This is a genomic window from Pseudomonas sp. 1L-B-1-E-C1 (genome assembly GCF_057291835.1).
The window spans coordinates 124,905-146,323 of the sequence record NZ_JBXAWN010000014.1 but is presented as its reverse complement, the minus strand read 5'-3'; the positions used below and the strand labels follow the sequence as shown (position 1 = coordinate 146,323).

Annotated in this window: 17 protein-coding genes; 13 read left to right on the top strand and 4 right to left on the bottom strand. The window is 58.8% G+C overall.

The genetic code is table 11. From position 1 onward, the window contains the following. The first annotated feature begins 86 nt into the window (after window positions 1-86). The 5 genes from cysC to AC0Z4S_RS23240 all read left to right on the top strand — a co-directional run bounded on the left by cysC (window position 87) and on the right by AC0Z4S_RS23240 (window position 6,183). Window positions 87-680: an adenylyl-sulfate kinase gene (gene cysC, locus AC0Z4S_RS23260; RefSeq protein ID WP_223631206.1), complete on the top strand. Its 594-nt coding sequence runs from the start codon at window positions 87-89 to the stop codon at window positions 678-680. After that, entirely contained in the window at window positions 677-2,053 is a 1,377-nt protein-coding gene (locus AC0Z4S_RS23255) for an FAD/NAD(P)-binding protein (RefSeq protein WP_485624745.1), read from the top strand. The genes cysC and AC0Z4S_RS23255 overlap by 4 nt, the downstream gene beginning before the upstream one ends. 172 nt (window positions 2,054-2,225) lie before the next feature. Next, window positions 2,226-3,200 carry a UDP-glucose 4-epimerase family protein gene (locus AC0Z4S_RS23250; RefSeq protein ID WP_485624744.1) on the top strand — a complete coding sequence of 325 codons (975 nt, stop codon included), beginning with the start codon at window positions 2,226-2,228 and terminating at the stop codon, window positions 3,198-3,200. Continuing rightward, window positions 3,193-4,209: an MraY family glycosyltransferase gene (locus AC0Z4S_RS23245; protein ID WP_223631254.1), complete on the top strand. Its 1,017-nt coding sequence runs from the start codon at window positions 3,193-3,195 to the stop codon at window positions 4,207-4,209. Before AC0Z4S_RS23250 ends, AC0Z4S_RS23245 begins: the two co-directional genes overlap by 8 nt. Before the next feature lie 369 nt (window positions 4,210-4,578). After that, complete coding sequence (locus AC0Z4S_RS23240; RefSeq protein ID WP_485624743.1) at window positions 4,579-6,183, top strand: glycosyltransferase; 1,605 nt, start codon at window positions 4,579-4,581, stop codon at window positions 6,181-6,183. A gap of 8 nt (window positions 6,184-6,191) precedes the next feature. Here AC0Z4S_RS23240 and AC0Z4S_RS23235 read toward each other — a convergent pair whose 3' ends face one another. Beyond that, a complete protein-coding gene (locus tag AC0Z4S_RS23235) occupies window positions 6,192-6,935 on the bottom strand; it encodes an SGNH/GDSL hydrolase family protein (RefSeq protein ID WP_485624742.1) in 744 nt (247 codons plus the stop codon). A 375-nt stretch (window positions 6,936-7,310) separates the two neighbouring features. Between AC0Z4S_RS23235 and AC0Z4S_RS23230 the strand changes: the two genes are divergently transcribed. The 3 genes from AC0Z4S_RS23230 to fabF all read left to right on the top strand — a co-directional run bounded on the left by AC0Z4S_RS23230 (window position 7,311) and on the right by fabF (window position 11,241). Further along, the gene (locus AC0Z4S_RS23230) at window positions 7,311-9,305 is read left to right on the top strand and encodes a polysaccharide biosynthesis protein (RefSeq protein WP_485624741.1); all 1,995 of its coding nucleotides are present in this window, start codon (window positions 7,311-7,313) and stop codon (window positions 9,303-9,305) included. A gap of 110 nt (window positions 9,306-9,415) precedes the next feature. Beyond that, window positions 9,416-9,763 (top strand): ComEA family DNA-binding protein, encoded by a 348-nt coding sequence (locus AC0Z4S_RS23225; protein ID WP_485624740.1) that lies wholly within the window; start codon window positions 9,416-9,418, stop codon window positions 9,761-9,763. Window positions 9,764-9,966: 203 nt separating this feature from the next. Continuing rightward, the gene (gene fabF, locus AC0Z4S_RS23220) at window positions 9,967-11,241 is read left to right on the top strand and encodes a beta-ketoacyl-ACP synthase II (protein WP_485624739.1); all 1,275 of its coding nucleotides are present in this window, start codon (window positions 9,967-9,969) and stop codon (window positions 11,239-11,241) included. On the opposite strand, the gene AC0Z4S_RS23215 is transcribed toward fabF, so the two are convergent. The 3 genes from AC0Z4S_RS23215 to eat form a co-directional block, all read right to left on the bottom strand. After that, window positions 11,238-11,795, bottom strand: a complete 558-nt coding sequence (locus AC0Z4S_RS23215; RefSeq protein ID WP_485624738.1) for a TetR/AcrR family transcriptional regulator — start codon at window positions 11,793-11,795, stop codon at window positions 11,238-11,240. The genes fabF and AC0Z4S_RS23215 overlap by 4 nt on opposite strands. A 137-nt stretch (window positions 11,796-11,932) precedes the next feature. After that, complete coding sequence (locus tag AC0Z4S_RS23210; protein ID WP_016770901.1) at window positions 11,933-12,100, bottom strand: DUF2897 family protein; 168 nt, start codon at window positions 12,098-12,100, stop codon at window positions 11,933-11,935. Between the two features lie 129 nt (window positions 12,101-12,229). Then, window positions 12,230-13,594, bottom strand: a complete 1,365-nt coding sequence (eat, locus tag AC0Z4S_RS23205) for an ethanolamine permease (RefSeq protein WP_485624737.1) — start codon at window positions 13,592-13,594, stop codon at window positions 12,230-12,232. A 399-nt stretch (window positions 13,595-13,993) separates the two neighbouring features. Here eat and kdpF point away from each other — a divergent pair, with 399 nt between their 5' ends. From kdpF to AC0Z4S_RS23180, 5 genes are all read left to right on the top strand, one after another. Then, entirely contained in the window at window positions 13,994-14,083 is a 90-nt protein-coding gene (gene kdpF / locus AC0Z4S_RS23200) for a K(+)-transporting ATPase subunit F (protein WP_007899818.1), read from the top strand. An 8-nt stretch (window positions 14,084-14,091) separates the two neighbouring features. Continuing rightward, window positions 14,092-15,786: a potassium-transporting ATPase subunit KdpA gene (gene kdpA / locus AC0Z4S_RS23195; protein ID WP_485624736.1), complete on the top strand. Its 1,695-nt coding sequence runs from the start codon at window positions 14,092-14,094 to the stop codon at window positions 15,784-15,786. A 10-nt stretch (window positions 15,787-15,796) separates the two neighbouring features. Next, complete coding sequence (kdpB, locus tag AC0Z4S_RS23190; RefSeq protein ID WP_485624735.1) at window positions 15,797-17,854, top strand: potassium-transporting ATPase subunit KdpB; 2,058 nt, start codon at window positions 15,797-15,799, stop codon at window positions 17,852-17,854. 229 nt (window positions 17,855-18,083) lie between these two features. After that, on the top strand, window positions 18,084-18,629 hold the full coding sequence (gene kdpC, locus AC0Z4S_RS23185; RefSeq protein ID WP_485624734.1) for a potassium-transporting ATPase subunit KdpC: 546 nt from the start codon (window positions 18,084-18,086) through the stop codon (window positions 18,627-18,629). A gap of 121 nt (window positions 18,630-18,750) precedes the next feature. Next, window positions 18,751-21,402: a DUF4118 domain-containing protein gene (locus tag AC0Z4S_RS23180; protein WP_485624733.1), complete on the top strand. Its 2,652-nt coding sequence runs from the start codon at window positions 18,751-18,753 to the stop codon at window positions 21,400-21,402. The last annotated feature ends 17 nt before the right edge of the window (window positions 21,403-21,419 follow it).

Sequence of the window (21,419 nt, the reverse complement as noted above, 5' to 3'; positions counted from 1 at the left end):
TTGGTTTCAATGCGCGCAAAGCCAATTCCTTTCAGCGTTGAAAGCCTGATTCAAGTCAATGTATATATAACTGCGGTGTAGTTTCGATGACGGAAAATCTTGTCGCTCATCAAATGGTTGTTGATCGTGAGCAGCGGAGTGCTCTTAAACAGCAACGACCAGTGGTACTTTGGTTCACCGGGCTCAGCGGTGCCGGTAAGTCGACGATTGCCAATGCTCTTGAGCAGGCACTGCTAGAGCGTAATCGTCATACCTACCTCCTGGACGGGGACAACATGCGCCTTGGTCTGTGCAGTGATCTGGGCTTCAATGATCATGATCGGGCGGAGAACATCCGTCGTATTGCAGAAGTTGGCAAATTGTTCGTTGACGCTGGCCTGATCGTCGTCAGCGCTTTTATTTCGCCATTTCGCCTTGACCGGGCATTGGCCCGCGATGTGATAGGTGATGAGTTCTTTGTTGAGGTCTACATCAGCACGCCTTTACCGGAATGTGAGCGCCGCGATCCGAAGGGGCTGTACGGTAAGGCACGCTCGGGCATGATCAAGAACTTTACCGGTATCGACTCGTTGTATGAGCCTCCGCTGACACCGGATATCACGATCAACACTCTTGAAGAAGATGTGCACGCGTCTGTCGCGAAAATCATGCAGTACCTGGTTGGACGGATCGAACGTTGAAGACGCTGGTCATCATTGGTGCCGGATTCAGTGGCGCGGTAACTGCTGTTCAGTTTCTTCGCGTCTGCAAGCCTGACACTCGAGTGGTGTTGCTCAACCGTTCCGGTGAGATGGCCCGTGGTCTCGCCTATGGAACCAACAGTTCGCGGCACCTGCTGAATGTGCCGGCGGGAAATATGACGGCGCTTGTTGATCAGCCTGATCATTTTCTGCGTTTTTGCGAGACTCGCCTGCCGGGTACTTCATCGGGGTCCTTCGTTCCCCGCAAACTCTACGGTGAATATCTCTCGGAACTGCTCACCGAGGCTGAGCATCAGTGTCGTGACGGGGTCAGTTTCGAGCGGATCACGACCGAAGCGCACAGCATCGAAGCGGATCGCGGCAAAGCCCGGATACGTATCGCTAATGGCCGGGAAATACTGGCTGACCATGTGATTCTCGCCTTCGGCAACTTCTCTCCGTTCAATCCGGCCATCACCTCGATTCCCCGCGCCGCAGGGCGCTATCTCGCTGATCCATGGTCGGGAGAGATAGAGGTACCAATCGATCCGAAGGCTCCGATTCTGTTGCTGGGCGCAGGATTGACCGCATTGGATGTGGCGCTGACTCTGGATCAGCAAGGGCACACCGGGCCGGTGTACATGCTGTCACGGCGAGGCGTTCAGCCGCTGCCCCATCGCACCTCGGGGCACGCCGATAGCATCGCCGGTGAGGTGGTGCAAACACTTTTGGCCTCCACACCGAGTGTGCGCAGCTATATGCGCCACATGCGTTCATTGGTCCGCGTTGCCGTTAATGATGACGTCGACTGGCGCGATGTCATCGCCGCCGTGCGTCCAATCACCGCACAACTGTGGGAGCGGTTGAGCGATGCCGAGCGCCTGCGTTTCCTGCGTCACGTCCAAGTGTACTGGGACGCCCATCGCCACAGAGTTGCACCGGCCTCGTATGCGGCGTTTTCCGCGCAGTTGGAGCAGGGTCGGTTGAAGCCGATGGCGGGCCGAATCCAGAACATCGAAGTGTTGCCCAATGGTTTACGTGTGCAAGTCGGGCTGCGTGGCACTGGGGTGGTAGAGTCTCTGGATGTTTCGCATATCATCAATTGCACCGGACCGAACTCCAATCTGGCGCGGGTTGATGACCGCTTGATCGCGCAATTGCGGCAGGCAAGGCTGATTCGATTGGATGAGCTCGGGCTGGGCATTTGTGTGGATGAGGACCTTTCCGTTGAAGACGAGCACGGTGTTCCCGTCAGTTGGCTGAGTTACGTCGGGCCAATGCTCAAGGCGCGATTCTGGGAGGCCACGGCTGTGCCAGAACTCAGGCGTTACGCGCGTGATCTGGCGCTGCGGGTTGCCGCGAAAGTCGGCTGATTCATATCGTGGCTGTCAGTCTCAGGGGGCCTTCTTTTCAGGCATCACGGTGCCCACTGACGCGTAGTTTGGCCTCGCTTTCTGCGGCGGGGTCAAATTCTGTTCTGAATAGTTTGATGATCATTAGTCATGATGCAATTTCAAGCGTCAATAACGTTACCGAGCCTCACCAATGAAAGTTGAAACGGTACTTGTCACCGGCGGCTCAGGCTTTTTGGGTGGTGCCTTGCTGCGACACCTGGATACCAGCGGGCAGTATTCCTTGATTGCCGCGTTGCGCAAGGAATGTAGCGATCTCCCCCAATCCATTCGGCGTTTCCTGTTTGCGGATCTGACGGCTGATGTCGATTGGCGAAATGCGCTTGATCAAGTTGATGTGGTGGTGCATTGCGCGGCACGGGTTCATGTCATGGATGAATCCGCTGCTGATCCGCTGACCGAGTTTCGACGGGTAAACGTCGATGCCACATTGAATCTGGCCCGGCAGGCTGCACGTGCAGGCGTGAAGCGCTTCATCTACATCAGCTCGATCAAGGTCAATGGCGAATCCACTTCGCCTGGCATTGCGTTTACAGCAGATGACGCACCCGCGCCCATGGACCCTTATGGCATTTCCAAATTTGAGGCCGAACTTGGATTGAAGGCGCTCGCAATCGCTACCGCAATGGAAGTGGTCATCATCCGGCCCGTTCTGGTGTATGGCGCGGGCGTCAAAGCCAACTTTCTAAGCATGATTCGCTGGCTACAACGTGCAATGCCGTTGCCGTTCGGTGCGGTGCATAACAAGCGCAGCCTGGTCAGTCTGGATAATCTGGTGGATTTGATCGTGACGTGTATGAGGCACCCTTCGGCGGCTAATCAGACATTTCTGGTCAGCGACGGGCATGATGTCTCGACAACCGAACTGTTACGCAGTCTGTCTGCTGCGCTGCACAAGCCCTCTCTGTTAATACCGTTGCCAGTGAGCCTGATGGTTGCTGCGGCAAAACTATTGGGTAAAGAGGCTGTCGCTCAGCGCATCTTTGGTTCCCTGGAGGTCGATATCAGTAAGAATCAACGTCTGTTGGGCTGGGTTCCGCCGGTCAGTTTTTCGCGGGCTCTGGACGCCACAGTAAAACCATTCCTGGATGCTCGAAAAAATGAATGAGTGTTGGCTAGTTCCGGTTGTTGCGATCCTGTCGTTCGCACTCACGGGTTTTTTACGTCGTTATGCAATTTCGCGCAGCCTGATCGATATTCCCAATCAGCGCAGTTCCCACACGATCCCAACGCCGCGTGGTGGTGGTTTGGCCATCGTCCTGACCTTTATCTTCGCTTTGTGCGTTTTGCTCGCCATCGGATTGACGACAAAGGACGCGTCGATTGCTTTGGCCGGCGCCGGCGGTATCACAGCGGTCATCGGCTTTCTGGATGATCACGGTCACATCGCCGCCCGGTGGCGCCTGCTGGCGCATTTTTTGGCCGCCGCTTGGGGCGTTTATTGGGTGGGTGGGCTATCGCCGTTGGTGATTGCCGGTGTCAGCGTTGATCTGGGATGGCTCGGGCATTCACTCGCGCTGTTTTATCTGGTCTGGATGCTGAATCTCTACAATTTCATGGACGGTATTGACGGTATTGCCGGTGTCGAAGCCGTCACGACATGCGCTGGTGCCTGTCTGATTTACTGGCTCCGTGACTTCCCGCAACTGTTATGGCCACCTGCGTTACTGACGGTATGCGCTGCCGGTTTTCTATGCTGGAACTTTCCCCCGGCAAAAATTTTTATGGGCGATGCGGGCAGTGGCTTCCTCGGTATCATCCTTGGCGTGTTGTCGCTGCAGGCGACATGGACTGATCCCGGGTTGCTGTGGGTCTGGCTCATACTGCTTGGCGTGTTCATCGTTGATGCAACGTTCACATTGATGCGTCGATTGCTGCGCGGCGATAAAGTCTACGAGGCGCATCGCAGCCACGCCTATCAGTTTGCGTCCCGACAGTTTGGCAAGCACCTGCCCGTGACTGGGGCGGTCGGGCTGATCAATGTGTTCTGGCTGCTGCCGATTGCGCTCTGCGTAAGCTACTTGAAAATGGACGGTGCACTGGGGTTGGTTGTGGCTTACTTGCCACTTGTCTGGCTGGCCATAAAGTTCCGTGCCGGACAACTTGAAGATCGCTGAAAAAGCGTCCTGAAGGCGCAGAGCTTCGTCGTGGCTGCGCGAGTAAAAATTGGAATCTTTTGTTTGCCAGGGTGTCTGCATTATCGACCAGAGTGAGCTCCTGGCGATGTTCAACACCCAGGTTTCGATTTATCCCCAATAGGGAATTTCGTCATGCGTTACGGCCTCCTCAAACCGTAGTTTGTTGACGGGAGCAGGGATCGCTCTGATGAATGCTGTCTTCTATTCAAACGCAAGAAAAAGGATCAGATTTTGTCTCGAAGTGGCTCCTTGTCAGATCTCCTACGGACGGTCATTCGTAGGTTAATTAACTCGATTCGCTTCAGGCTTGCCGCTAAGTTTCGTCGCAACACTCATGTGGACGCAGTGGTGGAGCGTGAAGTACTCGACTTGAGTTTGCTTCCGGAAGAGTTTGATCCCGATTTATATTTGAAGATGAACCCGGATCTCGGCCTGGTTGATCCCGTTGAGCACTTCCTGAAATACGGTCGACACGAGGTGTGGCGGCCCTATTCTTTGCCGGGAATTTATCTGTCTACAGCTCGCGCGGCGAATCCCGAGCGGGAAACGATATTGGTGGTGAGTCACGAAGCGTCTCGCTCTGGAGCGCCCATTCTCGCTCTTGATCTTGTCCAGCGCTTGTCTGCTCGATACAACGTTGTTGTGCTTCTGCTGGGTGAGGGGCCATTGCTGAGTGCTTTTCAAGAAGCGGCTGTTGTACTGGTGAAAGGTTTGAGAATCAAAGGGAATTCTGAGTATTCAGGACAAGTAGTTGAATTGTTGAGCAAAAAATTCAAATTTAAGTTTGCGCTGGTAAATAGCCTTGAAAGCAATATTATCCTGAAGCCACTTGCCAGAAATTTTATTCCTTCGATTTACCTAATTCATGAATTCGCCTCTTCTTATCCCAACTCGAAGGCGTTGTTGTCTGACGCGATTCTTTGGGCGGAAAAGTTGGTATTCTCCGCCGCTCTGACTTTAGACAACGCGATAGAGTCGTTGCCGGAATTGAAACTTGCTGCGCCGCTGATCATGCCTCAAGGGCGTTGTGTTCTGCCGGAGCAACAGCACACTGAGCGTCAGAGCCTGGAAGAGTCGGAATCTTTGCGAAAGCTGATCCGTCCTGAAGGCGACACCGAAAGAAAGTTTGTTGTGCTGGGGGCTGGGTACGTTAATTTTCGAAAGGGCGTTGATCTGTTTATTCAATGTGCCATCAAGGCTATGCGTGGGCCGGGGGGCGGCACGTTTCGGTTTGTCTGGATTGGCGGGGGCTACGACCCGCAACTTGAGGACGGATATTCTGTTTATCTGGCGGATCAGATCAAGCGTTCCGGATTGCAGGACCGTTTTTTGATGCTGGGCGAAACATCCAATATCAACGCCGCCTATTCAGAAGCTGACGCATTGTTCATTTCATCGCGTCTGGATCCATTGCCTAACGTCGCCATAGACGCACTGACGATGCGCATACCGGTGGTTTGCTTCGATAAAGCGAGCGGTATTGCAGATTTTCTGGATACTTGTGGTTTACATGAGGCGTGCGTTGCGGATTACCTCGACGTGGACAGTGCTTTTCAAAAATTATCCGCACTCGCCAATTCGCGCGCGTTCCACGAGCATGTGGCGAATCAATCCTTTGAGGCATCCAAGACGTACTTTGACGCAGACAAGTACGCTGGCCAGCTTGAGCGACTGGGTGTCGAGGGGCATGAGAATGCTCGACAGGAAAAGCATGATGTAACGACTATCCTGGACTCCGGTCTGTTTGGCTCGGCCGGGGGTAACGCGAACGCCGAGGACGTGCAGGATTACGTCCGTGGAAACGCTCGTGGCATCAACCCTCAACGTCTATACGCCAATTTTCGCGCGGATGTCTACCTTGCCGAGCACGGAGTTGCTAAAGCAGGAGCTGATCCTTTCGCTGACTATATTCGTGCGGGTTGCCCTCAGGGCGCCTGGAATGAGTCCGAATAAGCCGAACGCTATTTCCAGCGCTGTATGAAGTTCAGCAGCCTTTCGCGAACAGTTTGCTTTGTGACCGGCTGCGCCCTGTAACCATCCGGATGGAAGTGGAGGCTTTTGAGCAAAGGGGCCAGTAACGGTCCAATCATCAACGCGTGTGCTGAAGGATCATAGTGGTGATCGCTCGGATCAGAATTTCGAAGTGATTCCTTGAGATTGCCTGAATCATCCGTGGATTGGTCGTCAAAATTCAGGTAGCTGATGCCTTCCGAGACGCAAAAGCTCTCCATCAAGTGATTGAACTTAATTGTCAGCAGGGTTCTTTCAGCGAGAGAGGCTGCCACTTCTCTACGCAAATTGGCCACCTCTCCCCAGTCCATATCGTCCCTGATGGTGGGAAGAGGCGTACTAATACAAATTACCTCGTGTGTACGAGCGATATCTTTCAACAGCTTCTGGTAGTTATCGATTGCCAATTGCAGCATCTGGCTAACGGGGGTGCCATGTTTTTGCGCCCGATACCAAATAACAAATCCGGTATCTACCTCGCCTAACATAACGATCACAGTGGTTGCCGCTGTCTTTTCAAGTGCTGATATGAACCGAGGCCTGGCTTGGGTGACGGCGTTCGGATTTTGCAAACCGGATACCGTTGCACCTCCGACTGACGTCACTTCAAACGAATACCCGGGTAGTAGCGCTGTTATCTCTTCACAGCTGAAAACCGATGCGTGAGAGTCGCCGAGCACAAGTACTGGGATCATTGCCTGTAATTCCCTTGATTCAATGATTTGAGCTGATGCTCGGGGTCGGGGCGAAAGTCTATAGAATCGGAGAATTCGCGCCTAGGTGAAGCGGGAAATCCGTTGGCAGCAACCCTTGAGGCAGAGGGCGACGTATGTTTCAGAGAAACAGTTCTCGTTTTCCAAGCTCGGCGGATGGTCTTGTAGACGTCGCATTGGTCCTTGAACTGCGGTTTTTTCAAGCGCGAAACATCAGGGCCACCCAAGATTTTTGCTCGCGAATTTGTGACAATCCCGCGAATCATCTGACCAATAATTCAGATGGACAAGCCAGCATTGAGGTTACAATGCTGGTCGTCGACTGTTAAGGAGGGAGCCACGTGCTCGAGCGGGTGAATGGATAAAGTGCGGGCTGTCTTGCTGGGCTTGCCTCGTAAGCAAAAGCGTTTGCTGCAGGTGGCTACTGACGTCGTCTTGGTATGGGTTGCCCTCTGGCTGTCGTTCATCGTTCGCCTGGGCATCGATGATATGTACAATCCATTGAAGGCCCATATCTGGCTCTTTGTTTTTGCCCCCTTCATCGCTATACCCCTCTTTATCCGCTTTGGCATGTACCGGGCCGTGATGCGTTATTTCGGTAACGATGCCCTGATTGCCATTGTCAAAGCGGTCAGCCTGTCCTCACTGATTCTTGCTGTGGTCGTCTACTGGTATAGCAACCACGAAGCCGTAGTGCCGCGATCGATCATCTTCAACTACTGGTGGTTGAGCATGATGATCATTGGCGGTTTGCGCCTTTGCATGCGCCAGTTTTTCATGGGCGACTGGTTCACGGCCGCGCAGCACGTACCGTTTACCAGCCGAGACGACGGTTTGACCAAGGTCGCCGTATACGGTGCCGGCGTTGCCGGTAATCAACTGGTTGCCGCTCTGCGGATGGGCCGCGTCATGCGTCCGGTGGCGTTCATCGATGACGATCCGGGCATTTCCGACCGCTCGATTTCCGGGCTTCAGGTCTATAAACCCAAGCAAATTCAGCAGATGATCGATGTGACTGGGGCCCAGGAGATACTCCTCGCGCTGCCGTCGTCGACCCGCGCCAGGCGCCGGGAAATTCTCAACCTGCTTGAGGGATTCCCGCTTCATGTACGCAGTGTTCCGAATTTCACCGATCTTGCCAGCGGTCGGGTCAAGGTTGAAGATATCCAGGAAGTGGATATCGCCGACTTGCTGGGCCGTGACGCAGTGCCGGCCCAGGCCGATCTGCTGGCGCGCTGTATAAGCGGCAAAGTCGTGATGGTTACGGGGGCGGGTGGTTCGATCGGTTCAGAACTCTGCCGGCAGATTTTCACCTTGGGACCGACCACGCTCGTCCTGTTCGAGCACAGTGAGTTCAACCTCTACAGCATTCTTTCCGAGCTTGAACAACGTGTTAACAGACAGGCTGTTCCGGTGCGTCTATTGCCCATCCTCGGTTCCATCCGCCACCAGGACAAGCTGTTGGACGTGATGAAAACCTGGAAAGTCGATACCGTTTATCACGCGGCGGCCTATAAACACGTGCCCATGGTTGAACACAATATTGCTGAAGGTGTGCTCAACAACGTTATCGGTACGCTTAATACAGCGCAGGCCGCTTTGCAGTCCGGTGTATCGAACTTCGTACTCATTTCGACCGATAAAGCCGTGCGCCCTACAAATATCATGGGCAGCACCAAGCGCCTTGCAGAGATGGCGCTGCAGGCTCTAAGTCGAGAGACCGCGCCAGTATTGTTTGGCGACAGTGCCAACGTGTCGCGCGTTAACAAGACCCGGTTTACCATGGTCCGTTTTGGAAATGTCCTGGGATCCTCGGGATCGGTTATCCCGTTGTTCCACAGTCAGATCAAATCCGGCGGCCCGTTGACCGTCACGCACCCGAAAATCACCCGTTATTTCATGACTATTCCAGAAGCCGCTCAATTGGTTATCCAGGCCGGTTCCATGGGGCAGGGCGGGGACGTATTTGTGCTGGACATGGGCGAGCCAGTTAAGATCGTCGAGCTGGCGGAGAAAATGATCCATCTTTCCGGCCTCAGCATTCGCTCGGAGCGTAATCCGCAAGGTGATATTTCCATCGAATTCACCGGGCTCCGGCCGGGCGAAAAGCTTTATGAAGAGCTTTTGATCGGCGATAACGTGGCCGCCACTCAACACCCGATGATCATGACGGCCAGTGAAGATCATCTGACGTGGGACGTTCTGAAGGGCAAGCTGAGCGAATTGCTCGTGGCAGTTGAGCGCGATGATTACACCCGAGTCCGCCAGCTCCTGCGAGAAACCGTCTCCGGCTACACCCCCGACGGCGAGATCGTCGACTGGATCTACCAGCAACGCCGTCTCGAGCCCTGATTGTTTCACATCCTGTAACGCTCGCATTTTTGACATCGCCTCATCATGACCTACGTTTGGAGAGCAGCTTCGGAAAAGCTGCTTTCTCAAACGATGATGGAGCGTCACTTATGCGTACCGGTTATTTCTATTCCCTGATTTTCGCTTTCCTGACCAGCGCCTCGATCGCTGCGATTGCTGCGCCTGTTGCGCCTGTTGCGCCTTCGGAATCAACAAAGGCACCTCTGGTAATAGATCCTGCGGCGGCGCCTTCGCAGACGGTCAAGGTCGATCTCAACGGCGCGGATGCGGCAACGTTGCAGAAAGAGTTGGCGGGTGTGGGTGAGGCAAAAGCACAGGCCATTGTTGCGTATCGTGATACAAACGGGCCGTTCGCGTCGGTGGATGAGTTGCTGGAAGTGAAGGGGATTGGCAAGGCGATTCTGGATCGCAATCGTGAAAAGCTGGAAGTGAACTAAGCTGACAGTTCAACGCCGAGAGGCCGGTCATTGACCGGCCTTTTTATTGGCTGCCGACCTGTGGAAGCATGCAAGCTGAAAATTACGGTTATCATATTGCGCCTTGATTATGCCTATAATAAATTCCGCTTGGGGCTGTTTCAGTAGCCGAAATGGCATTGCCCGAGCTGCTCATATTTGAATTGATAAGGGGTAACCACGATATGAACCAACGTCGAGTCGTCGTCACGGGCATGGGCCTGGTTTCACCCTTGGGCAGTGATGTTGAAATCGTCTGGCAGCGTCTGCTGGCCGGGCGTTCCGGGTTGCGTAATCTGCCGGACGCTGTGGTGGCCGATCTGCCGACCCGGGTGGGCGGCAGTGTGCCGACGGTCGAGGAGGACGCCGAGGCCGGGTTCGACCCGGATCGCGCGACGCCACCCAAGGAACAGAAGAAGATGGATCGCTTCATCCTGTTTGCCATGGAAGCGGCACGGCAGGCATTGGAGCAGGCCGGCTGGCATCCAGCGGACGCGGAAAGCCAGGAGCGCACGGCGACGATCATCGGCTCGGGGGTCGGTGGTTTTGGTGCAATTGCCGATGCGGTGCGTACCACCGACACCCGCGGCCCTCGGCGCTTGTCGCCGTTCACCATTCCATCGTTTCTGGTCAATCTCGCGGCTGGTCACGTGTCGATCCAGCATGGTCTCAAAGGGCCGTTAGGTGCTCCGGTTACCGCATGTGCCGCCGGGGTTCAGGCGATCGGCGATGCGGCGCGATTGATCAGGGCGGGAGAAGCGGACATCGCCGTATGTGGCGGTGCGGAAGCGTCGATCGATCGCGTCAGTCTCGCTGGTTTCGCCGCCGCGCGGGCGTTGTCCAGCGGTTACAACGACACTCCCGAGAAAGCTTCGCGTCCCTTCGACAGCGGGCGCGATGGCTTCGTGATGGGGGAGGGTGCCGGCCTGCTGGTCATCGAATCGCTGGAGCATGCATTGGCACGCGGTGCGACGCCGTTGGCCGAACTGGTTGGCTACGGCACCACCGCCGATGCCTATCACCTGACCGCTGGGCCGGAAGACGGCAGCGGCGCGCGGCGGGCGATGCAGCTGGCTTTGGCCCAGGGTGGCGTGACGCCGGAGCAGGTGCAGCATCTCAATGCCCATGCGACTTCAACTCCGGTCGGTGATTTGGGCGAGCTGGCGGCGATCAAGGCTGTGTTTGGTACCGAAAACAAAATCGCCGTCACCTCGACCAAATCCGCCACCGGTCATTTGCTCGGCGCGGCGGGTGGGCTTGAGGCGATTTTCACGTTGCTGGCGATCCGTGATCAGGTGGTGCCGCCGACGCTCAACTTCGAAAAACCGGATCCGGCGAGCGAAGGGGTGGACATTGTCCATGGCAAGGCGCGGTCGATGCCGATCGAATACGCATTGTCCAACGGCTTCGGTTTCGGCGGGGTCAATGCGAGCGTGCTGTTCAAGCGCTGGCAAGGTTAATCGTTCGATTGCTTGAGATGCTCGCGGGTGACGTCGAGGATGCGCTGAGCGAAGTCGGCATCCGCGACGCTGCGTGACAGCAACAGTGCACCGGCCAGGGTTGCCATGATGACAATGCTGCGGTCAGCACTCTTGTCGCCTGCGAGCGTGCCTTGTATCTGTTCGAGGCGAGCCTTGAGAACTTCGTCACTGGTGGGGCTTGGCTGGCCGCGCAGGCCCAGCTCTGAAGATATGGTCAGCAGCGGGCAGCCTTCGTCGGGCGAGGTCTGATGCCACTCTGACAGGTAGGTATCAATGAACATCTGCAAAGGATTTTCCTGCGCGAAGATTTCTTCGCACAGGCCCGCGACTTGCTCGCCGGCCGCTTGCAGGGCTTTTTCGACCAGTTCTTCCTTGGATTTGAAGTGCGAGTAGAAGCCGCCATGGGTCAAGCCCAGCGCTTTCATCAACGGTTGCAGGCCGGTCGCGCCGATACCGTCCTTGCGAAAGCGCGCCGAGGCTTCCTTGATGATGCGCTGATGGGTCTGGGCTTTGTGATCTGGCGAGTAACGCATGTGGAGCTCTCCGCGACGATGTTGCCATCTTAACCACGGAAGATTAAATGGTGACTGTACTTCTAAAATCTAAAAAGCCTGCGGGTAAGTCCGATTACGCTGGAAAAACCAACCCCGCCATTGCGGCGGGGTTCGGGTCAGCGGTCCTGTGCGTCCTTGGCATCCGCTTCGGCATTGCGCTGCGCGACGCGCTTGCGTTCTTCATCGGTCAGTTCGACCTTGTTGGCGGTGTCGCGCAACATCATCAATCCGCCAACAATCGAGCCGATCGCAACGACCAGAATCAACCAGGCATACCAGGGCATAACGGCTCTCCTTAATGGCAGCTCGACGGGCGAGGATTTCGCCGTGCAATGCTGCATACCACTTTTGAGCGAAGTGAACTCGCAGTGGTTCCATTCTAGGTCGGTTGCACCCGGTACACCCGAAATCCCTCAATTGCCTGTGAGCATCGCATCCGCCGGCGCATCGGCGCGCAGTTGTCCGGTCAGCATGAAGTAGCAGAACCCCACCGCCATGAAGCCGAGGAAAATCAGCCCGATCAGGGTGTTGAACCACGCCATCGCAACCAGGCAAACCACGGCCAATATCAGTGCAATCAGAGGCACCAGCGGATAGCACGGCGCGCGGAAGGTACGCTTCAGATTCGGTTCCGTTTTACGCAGTTTGAACAGGCTGAGCATGCTCATGATGTACATCACGATCGCGCCGAACACCGCCATGGTGATCATCGCTGCCGTCAGTGTCATACCGCCGAGGTTGATCAGACCATCGCTGTATATCGCGGCAATGCCGATGAGCCCGCCAGCGATGATCGCGCGGTGTGGTGTCTGGAAGCGCGAGAGTTTTGCCAGCGAAGCAGGCAGATAGCCGGCGCGGGCGAGGGCGAAGAACTGGCGTGAGTAGCCGAGGATGATGCCGTGAAAACTGGCGACCAGGCCGAACAGGCCGATCCAGACCAGCATGTGCAGCCAGCCTGAGTTGTCGCCGACCACGGTTTTCATGGCTTGCGGCAAGGGGTCGTTGATGTTGGCCAGCGTGCGCCAGTCGCCGACGCCGCCGGCGAAGAACATCACGCCCATGGCCAGCAGCACCAGGGTCAGGATGCCGCTGATGTAGGCTTTCGGGATCGTGCGCTTCGGATCCTTGGCTTCTTCGGCAGCCATCGCTGCACCTTCGATGGCGAGGAAGAACCAGATCGCAAACGGAATCGCCGCAAACATCCCGGCAATCGCTGGCGCGCCGAAGACGTCGGAGCCGGCCCAGCCATTCAGGGCGAAGTTGCTGAAACTGAACGCCGGCGCGACCACGCCCATGAATACCAGCAATTCGGCCACCGCCAACACGCAGACGATCAACTCAAAGGTCGCGGCCAGCTTCACCCCGAGAATATTCAGGCCCATGAACACGATGTACGCGCCAACCGCCGCGTGTTTCGGGTCGAGGGCCGGAAATTGCACATTCAGATAAGCACCGATCGCCAAGGCAATCGCCGGCGGGGCGAAGACGAATTCGATCAGTGTGGCCAGTCCGGCGATCAATCCGCCTTTTTCGCCAAACGCGCGGCGGCTGTAGGCGAACGGCCCGCCAGCATGGGGAATTGCGGTGGTCAGTTCGGTGAAGCTGAAGATGAAGCAGGTGTACATGGTCGCGACCATGAATGAAGTGACCAGAAAACCCAGGGTCCCGGCCACGCCCCAGCCGTAACTCCAGCCGAAATATTCCCCGGAAATCACCAGCCCCACGGCAATGCCCCACAGGTGCAACGTGCCCAGCGTGGGTTTGAGTTGTGTGTTCATACGCTTGCTCCCGCAATGGTTGGAAAGCTCGGGGGAGGGCGCGTGCAGTGGGCGTGCCATCGCCGTGAAACAAGTCGTAATGGGTTCAAAGCTGTCGCAGCGGGGATGATTGGCGCTGGGTGTGTGGGTTTTGTGCGCCAGTTGGGTGCGATGTTGTCTGCGCCGCCGCCTTCGCGAGCAGGCTCGCTCCCACATTTGTTATGCGCTCTCCCCTGTGGGAGCGAGCCTGCTCGCGAAGGCGCCAGCCCAAACACCACGAAACTCAGCCGTAAAGCCCGCATAAACCCACTCTTTACGCTTTCTTTATGCCCCATGCCGCGCCTCGCTCTCGTTCCTTTACAGCCACCTTCCCGACAATCACCGCACACACGGCAATACGCCGTAACACGGAGATCTTCCATGAGCGTTCTGGACGGGGTGTCACTGCTGTTGGCAGTGGGGCTGTTCATTTATCTGTTGGTTGCGCTGTTGCGCGCGGACCGGAACTAGGAGCGGCTATGCACAGTTATGACTATTGGCTGATCCTCGGGTTTTTCCTGCTGGTCCTGTTGCCTGCGCCGTTTCTCGGGCGCTTTTATTACAAGGTCATGGAGGGCCAGCGCACCTGGCTGACGCCGATTCTCGGCCCGGTCGAGCGCGGTTGCTATCGCCTCGCCGGGGTCGATGCGCAGGCGGAGCAGAGCTGGCAGAAGTACACGTTGGCGCTGCTGGCCTTCAACCTCGCCGGTTTCCTGCTGCTGTTTGCGATTCTGCTGTTTCAGGATCACCTGCCACTGAATCCGCAAAACCTGCCGGGCCAGGAATGGACGCAGGCGTTCAACACCGCGGTCAGTTTCATGACCAACACCAACTGGCAGTCCTACAGTGGCGAAGCGACCCTCAGCTACCTGAGCCAGATGGTCGGCCTCACCGTGCAGAACTTCGTCAGCGCCGCCACCGGCCTCGCCGTGCTGGTCGCGCTGTGCCGTGGCATCGGCCGCAAGTCGACAAAAACCCTCGGCAATTTCTGGGTCGACATGACTCGCGCCACGCTTTATGGCCTGCTGCCGCTGTGCCTGCTCCTCGCGCTGTATCTGGTCTGGCAGGGCGTGCCGCAGACCTTCGCCCAGTATGTGAATGCCGTGACCCTGCAAGGCGTCGATCAGGTAATTCCGCTCGGCCCGGCCGCCAGCCAGATTGCGATCAAGCAGTTGGGCACCAACGGTGGCGGTTTCTTCGGCGTCAACTCGGCGCATCCGTTCGAGAACCCGACCGCGTGGAGCAACCTGTTCGAAGTCGCCTCGATCATTCTGATCCCGGTGGCGCTGGTGTTCACCTTCGGCCATTACGTCAAGGACCTGCGCCAGAGCCGCGCGATCATCGCCTGCATGCTGGCGCTGTTCCTGATCGGCGGTGCGACGTCGCTATGGGCCGAGTATCAGCCGAATCCGACCCTGAACAACGCCGCCGTCGAGCAGACCGCGCCGCTGGAAGGCAAGGAAGCGCGCTTCGGCACCACCGCCACGGTGCTTTGGTCGGTGACGACGACGGCGGCTTCGAACGGCTCGGTGAACGGCATGCACGATAGCCTCAACCCGCTGAGCGGCATGATCGCGCTGGTCAACATGATGGTCGGCGAGGTGATCTTCGGCGGCGTCGGTGCCGGGCTCTACGGCATGTTGCTCAACGTGCTGATCGCGGTGTTCCTCGCCGGCCTGATGATTGGCCGCACTCCGGAATACCTCGGCAAGAAACTCCAGGCCCGCGAGGTGCAGTTGCTGGTGGTGACGCTGCTGGTGATGCCGGTCGGCGTGCTGGTGCTCGGCGCGATTGCTGCGGTGCTACCCGGCCCGGCGGCGACCATCAGCAACCCTGGCCCGCACGGGTTCAGTCAGTTGCTCTACGCCTACACCTCGGCCAGCGCCAACAACGGCTCGGCATTCGGCGGCCTGAGCGCAAACACGCCGTTCCACAACCTGATGCTCGGCCTGGGCATGTTGATCGGCCGCTTCGGCTACATCCTGCCGGTGCTGGCATTGGCCGGCAGCCTGGCGATGAAGAAAAGCGCACCGGTCGGCCAGAACAGTTTTCCGACTCACGGCCCGCTGTTCGTGACCCTGTTGACCGTGACCATTTTGCTGGTGGGTGGCCTGACGTTCTTGCCGACGCTGGCGCTCGGTCCTATCGCCGAACATTTAAGTATGGGCTTCTAAGGAATCCATCATGAATATGCCTGCAATCAAACCCGCCGCCGTCAAAGCGCCGGAACAAGCCAAAACCGCGATCTCGGCCCTGTGGCGCCCGGCGCTGGTGCAAGCCTTTGTCAAGCTCGACCCACGGCAGCTGGCGCGTTCGCCAGTGATGCTGGTGGTCGAACTGACGGCGATTTTCACCACCGTGCTGTGCTTCATCCCGGATGCCGATGTGCCGACTGTCGTCGCCGCACAAATCGCCCTTTGGCTGTGGTTCACCGTGCTGTTCGCCAACTTCGCCGAGGCCTTGGCCGAAGGGCGCGGCAAGGCCCGCGCCGACAGCCTCAAGGCCGGCAGCGAAGGTCTCAGCGCACGCTGCCGCCAGGCCGATGGCAGTTTCAAGATTGTCCCCGCTGCCAATCTGCGCAAGGGCGACGTGGTGCGAGTCGAAGCCGGGGAGATGATTCCCGGTGACGGCGAAGTCATCGAAGGCATCGCCGCGGTCAACGAGGCGGCGATCACCGGTGAGTCGGCGCCAGTGATTCGCGAGTCCGGCGGCGACCGTTCCGCCGTCACCGGCAACACGCGGCTGGTGTCCGACTGGCTGCTGGTGAAGATCACCGCCAATCCCGGTGAGTCGACACTTGATCGCATGATCGCCTTGGTCGAAGGCGCCAAACGCCAGAAGACCCCGAACGAAGTGGCGCTGGATATCCTGCTGATCGGCCTGACCCTGATCTTTCTGCTGGTGGTCGTCACCCTGCAACCGTTCGCGCACTTTGCCAATGGCAGCCTGCCGCTGGTGTTCCTCGTGGCGTTATTGGTCACGCTGATTCCGACCACCATCGGCGGTCTGCTGTCGGCCATCGGTATCGCCGGGATGGATCGGCTGGTGCGCCTCAATGTGATCGCCAAGTCCGGCCGCGCAGTGGAGGCGGCGGGTGACGTGCACGTGTTGTTGCTCGACAAGACCGGCACTATCACGTTCGGCAACCGTCGCTGCAGTGCCGTATACGCGGCGCCGGGTGTGACCGGCCGTGAGCTGGCCGAAGGCGCGTTGTTTGCGTCATTGGCGGACGAAACCGCTGAAGGCAAATCGATCGTCGAGTTCCTCCGTGGCCTGCATCCACAACCGGAGCCGGCCCCGGAAACCCTCACCGCCGTGCCGTTCAGCGCAGAAACCCGCTTGTCCGGCGTCGATTATCAGGGCCGCGTGTATCGCAAAGGTGCGGTGGATTCGCTGCTGGCGTTTCTCGGTCAACAGCGTAGCGATCTGGCCCCGGCGCTGGCGCGGGAAATCGACAAGATCGCCCAGAGCGGTGGCACGCCGTTGCTGGTCTGTGCAGACGGTAAGTTGCTTGGCGCGATCCATCTCAAGGACGTGGTCAAGCCAGGCATCCGCGAGCGTTTTGCCGAGTTGCGCAAACTGGGGATTCGCACGGTGATGGTCACCGGCGACAACCCGCTGACCGCTGCGGCCATCGCCGCTGAAGCGGGCGTCGATGACGTGCTTGCCGAAGCCACGCCGGAGAAAAAACTCGCGCGCATTCGTCACGAGCAGAACGACGGTCGCCTGGTCGCCATGTGCGGCGACGGCGCCAACGACGCCCCGGCACTTGCCCAGGCGGACGTCGGCATGGCGATGAACGACGGCACGCAAGCGGCACGCGAAGCGGCGAACATGGTCGATCTCGACAGCGACCCGACCAAGCTGCTCGACGTGGTGCAGATCGGCAAGGAATTGCTGGTGACCCGTGGCGCGCTGACGACCTTTTCCATCGCCAACGACATCGCCAAATACTTCGCGATTCTGCCGGCGCTGTTTGCCTCGATTTACCCGCAGCTGGGCGTGCTGAACATCATGCACCTGAGCAGTCCGCAGAGCGCGATTCTCTCGGCCATCGTCTTCAACGCTTTGATCATCGTTGTGCTGATTCCACTGGCATTGCGCGGCGTGCGTGTGCAAGCAGCGAGTGCGGCGGCGTTGTTGCGGCGCAATCTGCTGATCTATGGCGTGGGCGGGATTGTCGTGCCGTTCGTGGGGATCAAGGCGATCGACATGCTGCTTACGGCGTTGCATCTGGTGTGAGGCTGAAAAAAGCCCCTCACCCTAGCCCTCTCCCAGAGGGAGAGGGGACTGACCGAGGTGTTTGTGCGAGGTACGCCGACCTGAAATTCTGAGCCGAACTCAGATCTTGAACAGCATGAGATCGGCTCCCTTTCCCACTCGCCCCCTTGGGGGAGAGGGCTGGGGTGAGGGGGAAAAGATCTCCCTGACACCGCGCAAAAGTTTGTCCAACGAATTCGAGGATCTTGAAATGTCCACAACCCTACGCCCGGCCCTGACCCTGTTGGCGCTGATGACCCTGATCACCGGTGTCGCCTATCCACTGGCAGTCACCGGAATTGCCCAGGTCGCGTTTCCGGCCCAGGCCAACGGCAGCCTGATCCACGACGCCGACGGCAAGGTCCGCGGCTCGTCGCTGATCGCCCAGGATTTCAGCGGTGACAACTGGTTCCACCCACGCCCGTCCGCCGGGGCTTTTGCCACGGTCGCCAGCAGCGCCAGTAACCTCGCGCCAAGCAATCCGGCCCTGGCGACCCGCGTAATCGAAGACGCGCAAAAACAACAAGTCGCTGGGCAGGGGCCGGTGCCCTTGGCCTTGCTGACCACCTCCGCCAGCGGCCTCGATCCGCACTTGCCACCGGCAGCAATTGCCTATCAACTGGCGCGTGTCGCAGCAGCGCGTAACCTGCCGGTCTCCACCTTGCAGCAATTGCTCGACGCACATATCGAACAGCCGCTGGTAGGTCCGCCGGTGGTGAATGTGCTGGAGCTGAACCTGGCACTGCAAAACCTGTAGATCAAAAGATAGCAGCCTTCGGCAGCTCCTACATGAATCGCATTACCCCTGTAGGAGCTGCCGAAGGCTGCGATCTCTTGACGCTTCACACCAATCTCAAACCAAACAAGGCAATCCCAGCATGAGCGACTCCGGCCGCGCCGACGCACTGTTAGCAGACCTGCCCCGCGATGGCCGTGGCCGGCTCAAGGTTTTTCTCGGCGCCGCCCCCGGGGTCGGCAAGACCTACGCCATGCTCCAGGCCGCGCACACGCAACTGCGCCAGAGCGTGAAGGTCCTCGCCGGGGTGGTCGAAACCCATGGCCGCGCCGAAACCGAAGCCTTGCTCGGCGGCCTGCCGCAGCAGCCGTTGGTGCGCAGCGAATACCGTGGCGTGCTGCTTGAGGAAATGGACCTCGACGGCATTCTCGCCGCCAGGCCGAAGCTTGTGCTGGTGGATGAACTGGCCCACAGCAACGCCCCCGGCAGTCGTCATGCCAAGCGCTGGCAAGACATTCAGGAACTGCTCGCCGCCGGCATCGACGTGTTCACCACGGTCAACGTCCAGCACCTGGAAAGCCTCAACGATCAGGTGCGCGGCATCACCGGCGTGCAAGTGCGCGAAACCCTGCCGGACTGGGTATTGCAGGAAGCCTTCGAGCTGCTGCTGATCGACCTGCCGCCACGTGAATTGCTCGAGCGTCTGCGCGAAGGCAAGGTCTACGTGCCGGAGCAAGCGCGCGCCGCTATCGACGCATTCTTCACTCAGACCAACCTTACCGCACTGCGTGAACTGGCGATGCAGACCGCCGCCGCGCAGGTCGATAACGATCTCGCCCAAGGCTATCGTCAGCTGGGTCAGGCGGCGCCGGCGGTGCGCGGGCGTTTGCTGGTTGGTGTCGATGGTGATGCGCAGGCTGAGCGTCTGGTGCGTCATGCCAGCCGCGTCGCCCAGCGCCGGCATCTGCCGTGGAGTCTGGTGCATGTCGATAACGGCAGTGCCCGCGACGAGCAATCGCGGTTGCGTCTGCAAAGCGCCCAGCAACTGGCCGAACGCCTCGGTGGCGAAGTGGTGCTATTGCGCGCCGGGGAAGTGGCGAAAACCCTGATTCAACATGCCGCCGAGCGCCGCGCCAGTCTGTTGCTGGTCGGCCAGTCGCGGCCGCGATTACGTCGTCGCCTGTTTGGCGGTGGACTGGCGGCGCGACTGCTGCGTCAAGCTCACGGGCTGGAAATCAACGTCCTCGACACTGACCACGAGCAGCACCAACCGCGCCCGCGCAGTCCGCTCACGCTGGTGTGGTTCGACTATGTGCTGGCGCTGATTGCGACGCTACTGGCCAGTGCCTTGGCCTGGGCGGTATCGAGTGTATTGCCGTTGCCGAACATCTCGCTGGTGTTTCTCGCGGCGGTGTTGCTGGTGGCGGTGCGCAGCAGCCTGGGCCCGGCGCTGGCCTGTGCGGCGCTGTCGTTTCTGACCTACGACTTTTTGTTCATCCCGCCGAATTTTTCGTTCAGCATCCAGCGCGAAGAAGATGTACTGACGCTGCTGTTTTTCCTGCTGATGGCGGCGCTCACCGGCAACCTTGCGGCGCGTCAGCGGCGGCAATTGCAGGCCTTGCGCGATACCCAGGAGGAGACCAGCGAACTGCTCGACCTGTCGCGCAAACTCACCGCCGCGACCGACCGCCAGGCCGTGATCAGCGCCGCCGCGCAGCACCTCGAAGGCTGGAGCGACCTGCAGTTGTGCTTGCTCAACCGCGACGGGCAGGGCGGCTGGAAAGTCGAAACCGGCGGGCCGCTGCAATTCACCGAGGCCGAACGCGCCGCCGCCGATTGGGCCTGGCAACACGATCAACCGGCGGGCAAGGGCACCGGCACCTTGCCGCTGGGGCGTTGGTGGTGGTGGCCATTGTCGGTCGAGGACGGGCCGCTGGCATTGCTCGGTGTTTGCGCCAGGGAAGGCCAGACCCTGAGCGGTCAGCGCCGACGCCTGCTCACTGCGTTGAGCCAACCACTCGCACAAGCCCTGGCCCGCGCGCAGTTGGCCGATGATCTGGAAGCGGCGCGCCTGCATGGCGAAACCGAGCAACTGCGCAGCGCCTTGCTGGCCTCGGTGTCCCATGATTTGCGCACGCCGCTTACCGCCATGCGCGGCAGCATCGACAGCCTGTTGGCCCTCGGCGAAGCGATCCCGCTGGAGGATCGCCGCGAGTTGCTCGAAGGCACCCGCGATGAGGCCGAACGCCTCGACCGCTACATTCAGAATCTGCTCGACATGACCCGCCTCGGCCATGGCGCCTTGAAGCTGGCGCGGGACTGGGTGTCGCCGGCCGATATCGTCGGCAGTTCGCTCAATCGTCTGCGGGCAGTGCTGGCGCCGTTGCAGGTGAGCACCGAGGTGCCGGCCGAGTTGCCGCTGCTCTATGTGCACGCGGCGCTGATCGAGCAGGCGCTGGTCAACGTGCTGGAAAACGCCGCGCGTTTTTCGCCGAGCCACGGTCGCTTGCAACTGCGCGCCGGCACCAACGAGCAAGAGATTTTCTTTTCGGTCAGCGATGAAGGCCCGGGCATCCCCGAAGAGGACCGCGCGAAGATTTTCGACATGTTCTACACCGCCGCGCGCGGTGATCGCGGCGGCCAGGGCACGGGGTTGGGACTGGCGATCTGTCAGGGCATGGTCGGTGCTCACGGTGGGCGTATTTCCGTAGCCGACGGCATCGATGGGCGTGGCACCTGCATCACCTTGCACCTGCCGTTGCAGGCGCAACCTGGGATGGACAATGAAGCCTGAGGCCGACTGCGCTACTC